Below are 14,063 nucleotides of genomic sequence, written 5' to 3'. Positions count from 1 at the left end.
TTGTCTGTTAGCAGCACCTTAGAAAAAGGGAGGCTCATCCGTGGCGCAGTTTCAAATTGAATGTGTAGAGTCGAATACCGAAGAAAGTCGGAACCATTACAGTAAATTTGTATTGGAACCTCTAGAACGCGGTCAAGGAACAACTGTTGGCAACGCACTGCGGCGGGTTTTACTGTCTAATCTAGAAGGTACAGCAGTTACAGCAGTGCGGATTGCGGGCGTTTCACATGAGTTCGCCACAGTTCCGGGCGTGCGGGAAGATGTGCTGGAAATCCTCATGAGAATGAAGGAAGTTATCCTGAAAAACTATTCTTCGCAGCCCCAGATTGGTAGATTACTTGTTAGCGGCCCAGCAACAATCACTGCGGCACATTTTGATTTGCCCAGTGAAGTAGAAGTCATCGATCAGACCCAGTATGTAGCCACCATCGCTGAGGGTGGAAAGCTGGAAATGGAATTTCGGATCGAGAAAGGCAAAGGCTATCGCACCGTAGAGCGAGGACGTGAGGAAGCCACATCGTTGGATTTTCTCCAAATCGACTCGATATTTATGCCGGTGCGAAAAGTCAACTACAGTGTTGAAGAATCTCGTGGGGAAGGCTTGATTCCAAAAGACCGACTACTGTTGGAAGTTTGGACAAATGGCAGTATTTCTCCTCAAGAAGCACTATCTTCGGCCGCTGCAATCTTGGTAGATTTATTCAACCCGTTGAAAGACATCTCCCTAGAACCAACAGACACAGGTTCCGATATTCCAGACGATCCAACTGCCCAGATACCCATCGAAGAGTTGCAACTTTCTGTGCGGGCATATAACTGTCTCAAACGGGCACAAGTTAACTCAGTGGCAGATTTGTTGGATTATACCCAAGAAGACCTCTTAGAAATTAAGAACTTTGGGCAGAAGTCAGCAGAAGAAGTCGTGGAAGCTTTGCAGCGACGCTTGGGCATCACCCTGCCAATGGAAAGAGGCTCTAAACACCCTTAAGAAAAACCTTCATAATTCATAGTGCATAATTATGCGTCACCGTTGTCGCGTCAAAAAACTCAGTAAACCAGCCGATCAACGCCGTGCTTTACTGCGATCGCTCGCCACCGAGCTGATCCGTCATGGTAAAATCACCACCACTTTAATTAGAGCGAAAGTTCTCAGAAGTGAAGTGGAAAAAATGATTACCCTAGCCAAAAATGGCTCCTTGTCAGCACGTCGGGAAGCCCTTGGCTATATCTTCGACAAACAACTGGTTCACGCTCTATTTGAGCAAGCTCCTACTCGATATGGCGATCGCCAGGGCGGTTATACCCGCATCCTGCGTACCGTACCGCGTCGGGGTGATAATGCAAAAATGGCAATAATTGAATTGGTTTAAGTCATTAGTCATTGGTCATTAGTCATTGGTCATTGGTCACTTGTACTGAGCGTAGTCGAAGTATTAGTGAATAACAAAGGACAACTGACAAAGGACAAAAGACAAAGGACAAAATCTGTATGTTAGAAAGCCACCAGCCTACACAAACTCATCGAGTAGCCTTGGTAATCCAATACCTGGGCACTCATTTTCATGGCTGGCAAAGGCAAAAACAACACCGGACAGTCCAAGAAGAGATTGAAATTGCGATCGCTACTATTCTTGGGCATCATGTAACATTACACGGTGCTGGGCGAACCGATTCTGGAGTTCACGCTGCTGCTCAAGTAGCCCATTTTGAAGCTACAGGTTTCATTCCGCCTCACAAGTGGGCAACAATCCTCAACAGCTACCTGCCGCCAGATATATTAATCAGGGCTTCAGCTAGTGTCGATAACCGTTGGCACGCTCGCTTTAGTGCAGCCTATCGACGGTATCGCTACACAATATATACTGAAGATCGGCTTAACTTGTTTGTAAGACCCTTCAGTTGGCATTATTATTATGCACCCCTGGATGAATCTTTAATCCAAGCTGCCTTGAAACCTCTCTTGGGAAAGCATCACTTAGCTGCTTTTCACCGTGCAGGCTCAAAGCGATCGCATTCCTGGGTAGAGGTGCAAGCAGCAGAGTGTCGTCGCAGTGGGCCATTTATCCATATTGAAATACAGGCAGATGGATTTTTGTATGGCATGGTACGGCTGTTGGTAGGGATGCTGGTAGAAGTAGGTTCTGGACAACGAACACTTTCTAGCTTCACCGAACTCTGGAAAGAAGAACGCCGGGAAGAAGTGAAATATGCCGCACCGCCTCAAGGCTTGTGCTTGTTGCGAGTCGGCTATCCCGATTTTCCCTTTCCTAAAGAGATTTGGTACGACACCTTGCCAAAGTTCGTCACTAGTCAAGAGTCATTAGTCATTGGTTCTTAGTAACTACAAATGACAAAAGACAAATGACTAATGACAAATTAAAAATGACAAAGGACAAATGACAAATGACAACAGTTAAAACATACCTTCCTTCTCAAGCAACCCTTGAGCGTGAGTGGTACATAGTAGATGCCACCGATAAACGCCTCGGTCGCCTCGCCAGCGAAGTCGCCCAGGTATTAAGAGGCAAAAAGAAACCCGAATATACGCCTCATCTAGATACAGGTGATTTCGTAATCATTATCAATGCCGAGAAAGTCGCAGTTACAGGCAAAAAGCGCACTCAAAAGCTTTATCGCCGCCATTCTGGTCGCCCTGGTGGGATGAAAACCGAAACTTTCGCTAAACTACAAGACCGCATACCAGAGCGAATTTTAGAACAAGCTGTTAAAGGGATGCTACCTAAAAATAGCCTCGGTAAGCAGTTGTTCACTAAGCTGAAAGTTTACGCTGGGCCTACGCATCCCCATGATGCTCAAAAACCTAAAGAACTAAAAGTTAATACAATTCCTGGAGAAGAAAATTAATGGTAGTAGCAGATGCTAATAGCGGTCGCGCCGTATACTGGGGTACTGGCCGTCGTAAGAACGCAGTAGCACGGGTACGCTTAGTTCCAGGCACTGGTCAACTGATTGTGAACGGTAAAGATGGAACCTTGTATTTCCAATTTAACCCCAACTACCTGGGAGTCATTAAAGCACCCCTAGAAACTCTGGGATTAGAAAACGAATATGACATTTTAGTGAAAGCAGAAGGCGGCGGCTTGACCGGACAGGCTGATTCTGTTCGTTTGGGAGTTGCTCGTGCTTTGTGCCAACTCGACCCAGACAACCGCCCACCTTTGAAAACCGAAGGTTATTTGACTCGCGATCCGAGAGCAAAAGAGCGGAAGAAATATGGTTTACATAAAGCTCGGAAAGCTCCTCAGTACTCTAAGCGTTAGGGAATTGGGCATGGGGCATTAGGCATTGGGCATTGGTTTTTCCCACTCCCTCATCTTCCCCTGATCCCTCATCCCCCACTCTCTACTCCTTAGCTCCAATTGAAACCTGAAAGTTATAATTGATATAGATTCATCACAAAAGGAACAATGGCTAAAGCTGATATTCACCCCAAGTGGTATCCAGATGCTAAAGTTTACTGCAACGGTCAAGTTGTTATGACCATTGGCTCTACCAAGCCAGAATTGCATGTAGATGTTTGGTCTGGAAATCACCCTTTTTACACCGGTACTCAGAAGATTATTGACACTGAAGGTCGAGTAGAGCGCTTCCTCCGCAAGTACGGTATGAGCAGCACTCAAGCATCTGGCGACGATCAAAACAAAAAGTAGCGGGTTGGCTCTGCTGTTAACGACGGCCCTGCATCAGCTGGGTCGATTTTCATTTATATGCTCGAGCCAATTTGTTGTTTTTTTAAGGAGCGATCGCAATCGTCATGGCTGAATCATACTTACTGGACAAACTAAAATCCGTTGAACAAACTTTTAATGAATTAACACGTCGTCTTGGCGACCCCGATACCGCTAGCAATCCTGATGAGTATCAAGAAATTGCTAAGTCTCGCTCTTCTTTGGAAGAGGTCGTTAATACATACGAAATTTGGAAAGCAGCCCAAGAAGACTTAATCGGAGCGCGTCAGGTTTACAAAGAATCTGCAAGTGACCCAGAGTTGCAAGAAATGGCATCACTGGAAGTAAAAGAACTTGAAGAAAAAATAGAACATTTAGAGTCTCGCTTGAAAGTCTTGCTGCTACCACGCGACCCCAATGACGAAAAGAATATCATGTTGGAAATTCGCGCTGGTACTGGTGGCGATGAAGCAAGTATTTGGGCTGGCGATTTGATGCAGATGTACACCCGCTATGCCCAGACTCAAGGTTGGAAAGTTTCTCTAGTGAGCGAATCTCGCGGAGAAATGGGTGGCTGGAAAGAAGTTATTCTCGAAATTAAAGGTAATGATGTTTACAGCCAGCTAAAGTTTGAAGCTGGAGTGCATCGTGTGCAGCGCGTGCCGGCAACTGAATCCGGGGGACGGGTTCATACTTCCACAGCTACCGTGGCGATTATGCCAGAGGTCGATGATGTGGAAATTCACATTGACCCGAAAGATATTGAAATGACTACAGCTCGTTCTGGTGGTGCTGGTGGACAAAACGTCAACAAGGTGGAAACAGCCGTTGACTTGATGCACAAACCAACGGGAATACGCATTTTCTGTACAGAAGAACGCAGCCAGTTGCAAAACAAAGAACGGGCGATGCAAATTCTGCGGGCGAAGTTGTATGATATCAAGTTAAGCGAACAACAAGCAGCTGTTACTTCCATGCGGCGATCGCAGGTTGGTACAGGATCGCGATCAGAAAAAATTCGCACCTATAATTATAAAGATAACCGCGCTACCGATCATCGGTTAGGTCAGAATTATTCTCTTACCCCTGTTTTGGATGGTGATTTAGAGACACTTATCCAGTCTTGTATATCTCTAGACCAACAAGAACGTCTGGCGGAGTTAGCGACTTCTGCCGCTAACTAATTTTTGCTGTTAAATATCCTGTAAAACCACTTGTTGTACTGTTGCTTTTAACACAGACAGGTGGTTTTCTAATATCGTGTGGAGTGTATCTTCTATTTCACTGGGATAGTGGTAATAGGCAAATTCGTACTTCATAACGTAGTTTAGCTTCGCCCATTCCTTCAGGGTTTGACAGGTATAAATTAATTTCTCTACTTCCTTTTGCCAACGCGCAAAAATCCGGTAGCTAAAAAAGCTGCTGCATATATTGCCTTTTGCATCCCAGTAAGAAATACACACTTGATGCTTCAGAAGGTGGATTTTTTTGATTTGCTTAACATCGTAGCCTTTAACTTTTAAAGCTTCTTTGGTTTCTGCGTCAGAAATGTTCCACTGTTCTGGTTTAATTTTATTAGTGGCTATAAGGTTTTTACCTTTGCGGCGATATTGGTTAATTTTGCGTGGCTTGCGAAACATGATGCACCTTCGATATTATTTCTTCGCAGCAAAGTCTAGCTACTAGCACAAGCGCCGTAGCAAACTAAGTTTTTTGGGTTGGTTAAAGATAGATAGGTTAGTCTACTAGCTTGATGCCTGTAGTTGCCAATTTAAAACCAGAGATATAGTTTAGTACTAAAACACAAGGCTGTCAATATAAAAGTAAACTTGTAATATTGAAAGTAGACTTGTAAATACAGTTGGCTAGCTATATAAGCAGTGAAGATCGAAAGCAAACAAAAACTGATTGAAATCATTAAACTAGCTCGCGGTTCAATGAGTCAGCGAGCGTTTGGTAAGCTTTTGGGGGTATCTGCTACTGCTGTTCAGATGTGGGAAAAAGGTGTGAAGGTTCCAGATACAGAAAATTTGGCTCGAATCGCATCTAAAGCAGGCTACACAATGGAAGAGTTAATTAGCTGCATTGATGGCAAGCCAATTCCAGAAACCTCAGATTTGAGTCTGATTCTTAGACAAATACAGCACATGCCTTTGGCTCAAGTGGCTCAAATTGTGCAAGCTGCGGCAGAGAGATTGGCGGCTGTGGCTGAAGCATCGGGGGATGAAGCAAAAGCAAGTTGAATATTTGTTCAGGATTGAATTTAAATCATCAAACTAGCTCACGATCTTTTGCTGTCAAGATTCAACTCTATGGACAAACCTTTTTTGTATGACCAAGATTTCTATGGCTGGACACAGCAGCAGGCTAAAGCGTTAGAGCAGAGGCTAGTTATGGAACTAGACTGGCAACACCTGCAAGAGGAAATTCAAGCTTTGGGGAGACAGGAATATCGGGAACTCGTGAGTCGTCTGAGTGTATTACTTGGTCATCTATTGAAGTGGGAGTTTCAACCCGAACAACGCTCTCGCAGTTGGTTTTTAACAATTCGAGAACAGCGCCGCGCCATCCACAGACATTTGCGGCAGAACCCTAGCTTAAAGTCTCGAATAGAAGAAGCCTTGTTAGATGGCTTTGAAGCAGGAGTCGATTTGGCGTTACGAGAAACTAACTTACCATTACGAACTTTTCCAGAGCATTGCCCGTATTTATTTAATGATGCGATCGCAGATAATTTTCTGTGCGATACTCGTCAAGATTGGGAAGGATAATTACTACCATTTTTCTTACGCTCATTTGTTATTTGGATATACCTTAAGTAGAACGAGAGGAAAAAAATTATATCCTTATAAGTTTTACTCCAAGTTAGTTAGATATAGTTACATCTATGAAAGAAGTAATAGAAAATGTAAAACAAACTATAGCGCAAAAACAAATACTTTGGGCTTATCCAATTGCACTGAAATTACAAAAACATCACTATAGTTTGGCAATCCAATGGGCAATAAAATGCATACAAATATATTCATCCGATATTGAATCGGACAAACTCTCTCAGCTTAATAAATATATTCAGCAAGCTTTGTCAGAGCCAAATTTTTTAACTCCTTTACAGTGTGATGAAATTAGTCGAGAAATATGGTATTTGCCTGAAAGGGAAGAAATTCAAACTGCAATAGCTCGACTATGGGGTTCTATGGCAGCTTTTAAAGATGGAGAAGATCGTGGTGGAGTAATCGAAACCACTAGGGCAGTCGAATTAGTATTACCTGATATATCCGATCGTCGTCTATTAGATCGATACTTAGAAGCGGCTGTAATAATTTTTGAAGAATACGAATCACAAAACTAGGCGTGTGAGTAGTAAAATCGCATTGATTCAGCTGGCGATCGCTAATTTTGGCTGAGTTAGAGGTTCTGGTAGAAATACATAACAGCTGCACAAACTAAGTCCGTCTGCATGGACTCTAGCAAGTCGAAACCCACGGAGGTGGGTTTTGTCTGTATAGCTGCGATTTCTAATCGCCAGTGATAGGGTATTTTACTGGCAGTTAAGGAATAAATGGTTTTAAAATAGTGCAATCTTAAAATATTTAGGGGTGCAGCTATGTCGCTACGCAATGAGCCTTTAGATTGGCAACTTGAAACGAATAATCCTTATATACCAGTTTATCATCAAGGTAATTTGGTGGGATTTTTTAAACCAGATTATGCCAATGAAATTATTAAAATTTTAAATGAAGAAGAAGTTTTAAAGAAAGCGCTAAAAATGGCTTGCACTGATTTAATTAAAAAAATCGGTGGCGATACCAGGAAAGTCAATTTTTTAATGGAGAAATATGTAAAAACTAGTGAGCGTCCAAAGCATGGAACTAGAGCAATCGCAGTTTTACTTCAGGATAGGCAAAAAGAGCTTGACTTGAGTAACCAAGAGTTTGCTAAGTTCTGTGACACCTTTAAATTATCTCCTACCGAACTGAATAATATTTATGCTGGGCAAGCATTTGATGATAGTTTATTCGCGCCCCTTTCACGTATATTAGGGATCGCAAAAGAGCAATTACTGAAAGTGCGAGATGGTTCTGAAGAATCAAGTAACACATGAACAGCAAATCCAAATCTTCAATTGATATAAAATTTTGAAAACAGACATCATCTTTTATCGGCTGTTTCAAGAATTTCCTGATATCTTCTTTGAACTTATTGGTAATCCTCCAGAATCAGCTAGCCTTTATCAATTTTCATCAGTTGAAATTAAACAAACAGCCTTCCGAATCGATGGTGTATTTCTGCCTACACAAGGAAGCGAGAACCCGATTTACTTTGTTGAAGTACAATTTCAAGCTGATGGAGAAATTTATTCACGGCTAATTGCAGAAATATGTTTATACCTCCGTCAGAATCAACCATCAAATGACTGGGGTGCTGTGGTTTTATACCCAAACAGGAATGTAGATACAGGCAATATCAAACATTACCGTGAGTTTTTCACAAGTGGGCGCATCAGGCGCATTTATTTGGATGAATTAGGTGAAGGTGCATCGCTTCCACTTGGCATTGCAACTGCTAAATTAGTAATTGCAACCGACGATATAGCGATCGCACAAGCAAGGGAGTTGATAGACAGAACTAAGTCCGAGATAAACTCACCACCAAAACAGCAGCAATTATTACAATTTATAGAGACTATTTTGGCTTATAAATTTCCTGCAATGAGTAGGGAGGAGATGGAGCAAATGTTTGGCTTAAGCGAGTTAAAGCAAACCAGATTTTATCAGGAAGCCTTTCAGGAGGGTGTTGAACAAGGTAAGGTTCAAGGCATTGAAGAAGGTAAGGTTCAAGGTATTGAGCAAGGTAAACTCAAAGCAGTACCAGCAATGTTCGCAGCCGGGTTGACTGTAGAACAAATAGCGCAGGCGTTAGATTTGAGTGTCGAAGAAGTCAGACAAGCCGCGCAGTAGAATTCTTCTGATCAAGGAGTAGAGGAATTGGTGGACTACAACATAGGAACTATGAGTTTCAAAGATACAAAAGTTTATCAAGAAGCATTTGAAGAAGGGCGTTTGGAAGGTTTACGGCAATCAGTACCTCGTCTATTAGATTTAGCTTTAACTATTGAGCAAGTTGTGGAAGGATTAGGTTTAACTATAAACCAAGTTCAAAACGCGAAACTCTATCATGATGGCATCCAAATAGGGGAGCGTATAGCCAAATTAAAATTAATACCCACCTTGTTGAAATTGGGGGTGACAGTGGAACAAGTGGCTGAGGCATTTGATTTCAGTGTCGAAGAAGTTAAACAAGTAACACAAAGCCAGCCTTAAGATAGATGTGGTAAATTTTATCCGTGGCTCAAGTCAAAATTGGTTTGCGGCTTCCAGACTTTCTCACGACGAATTTATAGTTAATTTTTGTTAATATTAGAGGCGGTGTTAGTACTTCGTCCTCAACCACCCACTCCCTACCTGAGAGAAACTTAATGCTGCGACTAGAACATATAAGTAAAATTTATCCCACAGGCGAAGTTCTCAAAGATATCAACTGGGAAGTTAAACCAGGCGATCGCATTGGCTTAGTCGGTGTCAACGGTGCTGGAAAATCTACCCAACTCAAAATCATCTCTGGGGAAATTGAACCCACCGCAGGCGAAATTATCCGTCCTAATAGCTTACATATAGCCTACCTCAACCAAGAGTTTGAAGTAGACCCCACCCGCACCGTTAGAGAAGAATTTTGGACTGTCTTCAAAGAAGCCAACGAAGTACAGTTGTCTCTGGCGCACATACCACAAGAGATGGAAACGGCTAGCCCAGACGAACTGGATCGACTGATCGACAAGTTGGATAGGTTGCAGCGCAAATTTGAAGCCTTGGATGGCTACAACTTAGATGCACGCATCGGGAAAATTTTACCAGAGATGGGGTTTGGGCTAGAAGATGGCGATCGCCTCGTCAGTGCCTTCAGTGGTGGTTGGCAAATGCGGATGAGTTTAGGTAAAATTCTGCTGCAAAAACCTGACTTGTTGCTGCTGGATGAACCGACTAACCACCTAGATTTAGAAACCATTGAGTGGTTGGAAAACTACCTCAGAGGGCTGATTACGCCTATGGTAATAGTCTCCCATGACCGGGAGTTCCTTGACCGCCTCTGCACCCAAATTGTGGAAACTGAACGCGGCGTTTCCAGTACCTACCTTGGTAACTACTCGGCATATTTGGAACAAAAAGCCGAAAGCCAATCAGCACAACTGAGTGCTTACGAACGCCAGCAAAAAGAATTAGAGAAACAGCAAACCTTTGTTGATAGATTCCGCGCCAGTGCTACCCGCAGTACCCAAGCAAAAAGCCGGGAAAAGCAACTCGAAAAAATTGAGCGCATTGAAGCACCCATTGCAGGGGTAAGAACTCTCCACTTCCGTTTTCCCCCTGCACCCCGCAGTGGACGCGAGGTAGTAGAAATTAACGATTTAACTCATCTTTATGGTGATAAAATCCTGTTTTTGGCAGCAAATCTGTTAATTGAAAGAGGCGATCGCATTGCTTTTCTTGGCCCCAACGGTGCTGGGAAATCTACCCTTCTGCGCGTAATTATGGGTATGGAACCACCCACAGAAGGTATTGTTAAATTAGGGGATCATAACGTTATTCCCGGTTACTTTGAGCAAAATCAAGCTGAAGCTTTGGACTTGAAGAAAACTGTCATGGAAACTATCCATGATGAAGTTCCCGACTGGGATAATCAAGAAGTCCGCACGCTCTTGGGACGTTTCTTATTCACTGGTGATACTGTATTTAAGGCAGTTGGGGCATTAAGTGGAGGAGAAAAAGCTCGTCTGGCGTTGGCAAAAATGCTCTTACGTCCCGCGAACTTACTAATTTTAGATGAGCCGACAAACCACCTAGATATTCCAGCGAAAGAAATGTTGGAAGAAGCGCTTAAAAACTATGATGGTACGGCAATTGTAGTTTCCCATGACCGCTACTTTATTTCTCAAGTGGCTAACAAAATCGTCGAAATCCGCGATGGTGAATTCCGCGTTTACTTAGGAGACTATCATTACTATCTCCAGAAAATTGCCGAAGAAAAAGAACAAGCAAAGTTAGCTGCGATCGCTGCTGAAAAAGCTGCTAAAAAAGCTGCAAAAGCTTCCAGCAAAAGGAAATAACAGATTCAATACGGACTTAGTAGTAGTGCGAAAACGCTACTACTAAGTAATCACTTGTTATTAGCGATCGACAACATTACAGAAAAACTGTTAATTTTTAAAAATTGTTCAAAAAACTGCAAGTCTTTCATAAAAGAAATTAATAAGCAAAAATTCACTTGCGGCGTGGATTAGCAGTGGTATCATTCGGGTATTACAAAAAGTAAAGGGCAATTTTACTATGACCAAAGCACCTGTTGCTCCTGTGGTGCTAGTCATTTTAGACGGATGGGGCTACTGCGAGGAAAAGCGAGGAAACGCTATTGTTGCTGCTAAAACTCCCATTGTGGAAAGTTTATGGGCAGCTTACCCGCATACCCTCATCCGCACATCAGGAAAAGCCGTAGGGTTGCCAGAAGGTCAAATGGGCAACTCGGAAGTAGGTCATTTGAACATTGGTGCTGGGCGAGTTGTACCGCAAGAACTGGTACGCATCTCTGATGCGGTCGAAGACGGTTCTATTGCCTTAAACCCAGCACTCGTTAAAATTTGCCAGGAAGTTCGCTCTCGGAATAGCAAGCTGCATCTAGTAGGCCTTTGTTCTGAGGGAGGGGTACATTCGCATATTACCCATCTATTCGGACTACTTGACTTAGCCAAAGACCAGCGAATTCCAGAAGTTTGTATTCACGCCATCACCGATGGTCGTGACACCGCCCCAACTGACGGTGTAAGAGCAATCACAATGCTGCAAAATTATATAGACCGTACAGGAATTGGGCGCATAGTCACCCTTAGCGGTCGCTACTACGCGATGGATCGCGATCGCCGTTGGGATCGGGTCAAACGCGCCTATGACGTGATGACTCAAGATGGTTCAGGTGATAATCGCAACGCTGTAGAAATCTTGCAAGCATCTTACGCCGAAGGGGTAAAAGATGAATTTATCGACCCCATCCGAATTGCACCCGGCGCAATAGAACCAGGGGATGGGGTAATATTTTTCAACTTCCGCCCCGATCGCTCCAGACAACTGACTCAAGCTTTGGTCAGTCCCACATTTAACGGTTTTGAAAGACAGCAAATCACACCACTGTCTTTTGTCACGTTTACACAGTATGATCCAGACTTACCCGTGGCTGTAGCCTTTGAGCCTCAGAATCTCAGTAATATTCTGGGAGAAGTTATAGCTAATCATGGTCTGAATCAGTTCCGCACCGCCGAAACAGAAAAATATGCCCACGTCACCTATTTCTTTAATGGGGGTCTAGAGGAACCTTTTGCTGGAGAAGATCGGGAATTAGTAAGCAGCCCGATGGTAGCTACTTACGATCGCGCCCCAGCGATGTCAGCAGGAGCAGTTACAGATGTAGCGATCGCTGCGATTCAAAAGGGTATATATTCCCTAGTTGTGATTAACTATGCCAATCCCGACATGGTAGGGCATACTGGTCAAATCGACGCCACCATTACAGCAATTGAAACAGTCGATCGCTGTTTGGGACGCTTGTTAGAGAGCGTTATCAAAGCTGGTGGTACAACAATTATTACTGCCGATCACGGCAACGCTGAGTATATGCTAGATGAAGGGGGTAATCCCTGGACAGCTCATACCACTAACCCAGTCCCCTTCATCTTGGTGGAAGGAGAGAGAGTTAAAATCCCTGGATATGGTACAAATGTCGAACTGCGAAGCGATGGTAAGCTATCCGACATCGCTCCCACGATTCTAGAGATTTTACAGCTGCCTCAGCCACCAGAAATGACCGGGCGATCGCTGCTGAAAACAGCAGAATACGAGCTGCAACGTACTCGCACTCCCGTGCAAGTAGGGCTGTAAAAGATTGCTGAGTTAGGAGTTTACTAAAACTCCTAACTTCTGAATTCTGAATTCTGTTTTTTGAAACTTTTTATAAATGAGATTCCTACCATGACAGTTAGTAATATCGTGCAAGGCATTTGGGCATTTTCCGCCACTGGTTTGATTATCTTAGTTTTACTGCATAGCCCTAAAGGTGATGGCGTTGGCGCTATTGGCGGACAAGCCCAGCTATTTAGCAGCACCAAGAGCGCAGAAAACACCTTAAACCGAATTACTTGGGCATTGACAGTAATTTTTCTCGGTTTAACAGTAGTTTTAAGTGCTGGTTGGCTGCCTAAATAAGGATACGTAAATGGGGAAAAGAACCCAAAATCCGATACTTAACACCTTAATAAATCTAATTTCACCACGGCTAATTACAGATCTTGCCTTGTTTATTGGCACAGGGCTATTAGTCATTTTTACTAATATCAAGTTGAGTAATGGGTTTACAATCGTACCAAAATATGGGTATTCAAACTTAATCATCTCTCTCTCAACCTCACCATTTCCCCCAAAATCCCATCCCTTACCGCCCACACTGGCGCAGTGGCAAGATAACACTAACAGTGGTGACTACTTTTGGCAAGTTGCAACAACCCAAGTTGGTTATTTAGTCTGGTCACAATTTCCTGTTCGAGTTTACGTAGAACCACCAAAAGCTGTTAACGAAAAACAAGCTCAAGCATGGGTTAATGGTGTCTTGCAGGGTGTACAAGAGTGGAGTACTTATTTACCTTTAACAGTAGTCGAACAGCCAGAAATCGCTGATATTACGATCGCGCGAAAAGCGCCACCTCTACAAATTTTCCCTGGTAGTAATATACCTCGTGCGCGATCGGCACAAACTACTTACGAGTTATACACCAGCAACAAAGTTTTATCCCACCGTTTCACCATCTTGTTAAGTCCCAGTCAAACAGGTGAGTATCTCATTGCAGCAGCCCGCCACGAATTCGGTCATGCGTTGGGAATTTGGGGTCATAGTCCGCTACAAACTGATGCGCTATATTTTTCTCAAGTTCGTAACCCGCCGCCTATTTCTCCCAGAGATGTAAATACTCTAAAGCGGGTTTATGAACAGCCAACTACTTTAGGATGGTCTTTAGTGGATAATTCAAAGATTAATTGATCGATAGTAGACTATAAGCTCGTCACTACGGAAAAAATGCTAGTAATAGCGAAATCATGACAAATCTGTACCAACTTGTACTTGATACTAATGTACTGCTTACTGGTTTACGATCTAACCGTGGTGCATCTTACAAACTGTTAACAATTTGGTTCTTCAGTACTTCTTATGCTAAATTATTAGTTGCAAATTCAAAAGGATATTAAAAATTGTATTAATAAATTACTAAAAGCATTG

18 protein-coding genes are annotated in these 14,063 nt (G+C 43.1%); 17 read left to right on the top strand and 1 reads right to left on the bottom strand.

The window, feature by feature from the left end:
• Positions 1-40 precede the first annotated feature (40 nt).
• The 7 genes from V7K45_RS12670 (at position 41) to prfA (ending at position 4,873) form a co-directional block, all read left to right on the top strand.
• The gene (locus V7K45_RS12670) at positions 41-988 is read left to right on the top strand and encodes a DNA-directed RNA polymerase subunit alpha (protein ID WP_094349104.1); all 948 of its coding nucleotides are present in this window, start codon (positions 41-43) and stop codon (positions 986-988) included.
• 31 nt (positions 989-1,019) lie between these two features.
• Positions 1,020-1,370, top strand: a complete 351-nt coding sequence (rplQ, locus tag V7K45_RS12665) for a 50S ribosomal protein L17 (protein WP_094349105.1) — start codon at positions 1,020-1,022, stop codon at positions 1,368-1,370.
• 119 nt (positions 1,371-1,489) lie between these two features.
• Complete coding sequence (gene truA, locus V7K45_RS12660) at positions 1,490-2,338, top strand: tRNA pseudouridine(38-40) synthase TruA (protein ID WP_094349106.1); 849 nt, start codon at positions 1,490-1,492, stop codon at positions 2,336-2,338.
• Between the two features lie 65 nt (positions 2,339-2,403).
• Positions 2,404-2,865, top strand: a complete 462-nt coding sequence (gene rplM / locus V7K45_RS12655; protein WP_069070757.1) for a 50S ribosomal protein L13 — start codon at positions 2,404-2,406, stop codon at positions 2,863-2,865.
• On the top strand, positions 2,865-3,281 hold the full coding sequence (rpsI, locus tag V7K45_RS12650) for a 30S ribosomal protein S9 (protein WP_104906415.1): 417 nt from the start codon (positions 2,865-2,867) through the stop codon (positions 3,279-3,281). Before rplM ends, rpsI begins: the two co-directional genes overlap by 1 nt.
• Positions 3,282-3,428: 147 nt before the next feature.
• Positions 3,429-3,671 (top strand): 50S ribosomal protein L31, encoded by a 243-nt coding sequence (gene rpmE, locus V7K45_RS12645; protein ID WP_229483376.1) that lies wholly within the window; start codon positions 3,429-3,431, stop codon positions 3,669-3,671.
• 104 nt (positions 3,672-3,775) lie between these two features.
• Positions 3,776-4,873, top strand: coding sequence for a peptide chain release factor 1 (prfA, locus tag V7K45_RS12640; protein WP_335003840.1), 1,098 nt, complete (start codon positions 3,776-3,778; stop codon positions 4,871-4,873).
• 9 nt (positions 4,874-4,882) lie between these two features.
• Here the strand turns inward: prfA and V7K45_RS12635 are convergent, their stop codons facing one another.
• Entirely contained in the window at positions 4,883-5,329 is a 447-nt protein-coding gene (locus tag V7K45_RS12635) for a hypothetical protein (RefSeq protein WP_335003838.1), read from the bottom strand.
• Positions 5,330-5,569: 240 nt separating this feature from the next.
• Here V7K45_RS12635 and V7K45_RS12630 point away from each other — a divergent pair, with 240 nt between their 5' ends.
• From V7K45_RS12630 to V7K45_RS12585, 10 genes are all read left to right on the top strand, one after another.
• Complete coding sequence (locus V7K45_RS12630; RefSeq protein WP_094328443.1) at positions 5,570-5,932, top strand: helix-turn-helix domain-containing protein; 363 nt, start codon at positions 5,570-5,572, stop codon at positions 5,930-5,932.
• A 69-nt stretch (positions 5,933-6,001) separates the two neighbouring features.
• The gene (locus V7K45_RS12625; RefSeq protein ID WP_335003836.1) at positions 6,002-6,460 is read left to right on the top strand and encodes a DUF29 domain-containing protein; all 459 of its coding nucleotides are present in this window, start codon (positions 6,002-6,004) and stop codon (positions 6,458-6,460) included.
• Positions 6,461-6,576: 116 nt separating this feature from the next.
• Entirely contained in the window at positions 6,577-7,041 is a 465-nt protein-coding gene (locus V7K45_RS12620; RefSeq protein ID WP_335003833.1) for a hypothetical protein, read from the top strand.
• Positions 7,042-7,296: 255 nt separating this feature from the next.
• Positions 7,297-7,794 carry a hypothetical protein gene (locus V7K45_RS12615; protein ID WP_335003831.1) on the top strand — a complete coding sequence of 166 codons (498 nt, stop codon included), beginning with the start codon at positions 7,297-7,299 and terminating at the stop codon, positions 7,792-7,794.
• Between the two features lie 34 nt (positions 7,795-7,828).
• Positions 7,829-8,650: an Rpn family recombination-promoting nuclease/putative transposase gene (locus V7K45_RS12610; protein ID WP_335003829.1), complete on the top strand. Its 822-nt coding sequence runs from the start codon at positions 7,829-7,831 to the stop codon at positions 8,648-8,650.
• 51 nt (positions 8,651-8,701) lie between these two features.
• On the top strand, positions 8,702-9,013 hold the full coding sequence (locus tag V7K45_RS12605) for a hypothetical protein (protein WP_335003827.1): 312 nt from the start codon (positions 8,702-8,704) through the stop codon (positions 9,011-9,013).
• 155 nt (positions 9,014-9,168) lie between these two features.
• Entirely contained in the window at positions 9,169-10,854 is a 1,686-nt protein-coding gene (locus V7K45_RS12600) for an ABC-F family ATP-binding cassette domain-containing protein (protein ID WP_335003825.1), read from the top strand.
• Between the two features lie 220 nt (positions 10,855-11,074).
• The gene (gene gpmI / locus V7K45_RS12595; RefSeq protein ID WP_335003823.1) at positions 11,075-12,673 is read left to right on the top strand and encodes a 2,3-bisphosphoglycerate-independent phosphoglycerate mutase; all 1,599 of its coding nucleotides are present in this window, start codon (positions 11,075-11,077) and stop codon (positions 12,671-12,673) included.
• A gap of 90 nt (positions 12,674-12,763) precedes the next feature.
• Positions 12,764-12,997, top strand: a complete 234-nt coding sequence (secG, locus tag V7K45_RS12590) for a preprotein translocase subunit SecG (RefSeq protein ID WP_109011945.1) — start codon at positions 12,764-12,766, stop codon at positions 12,995-12,997.
• A 10-nt stretch (positions 12,998-13,007) separates the two neighbouring features.
• Positions 13,008-13,826: a peptidase gene (locus V7K45_RS12585; protein ID WP_335003821.1), complete on the top strand. Its 819-nt coding sequence runs from the start codon at positions 13,008-13,010 to the stop codon at positions 13,824-13,826.
• Positions 13,827-14,063 lie beyond the last annotated feature (237 nt).

The organism is Nostoc sp. (assembly GCF_036917375.1).
In the GTDB taxonomy this organism is placed as follows: Bacteria; Cyanobacteriota; Cyanobacteriia; order Cyanobacteriales; family Nostocaceae; genus Nostoc.
Note: the sequence above shows the minus strand (reverse complement) of the source record. Positions and strands in the feature narration are given on the sequence as shown.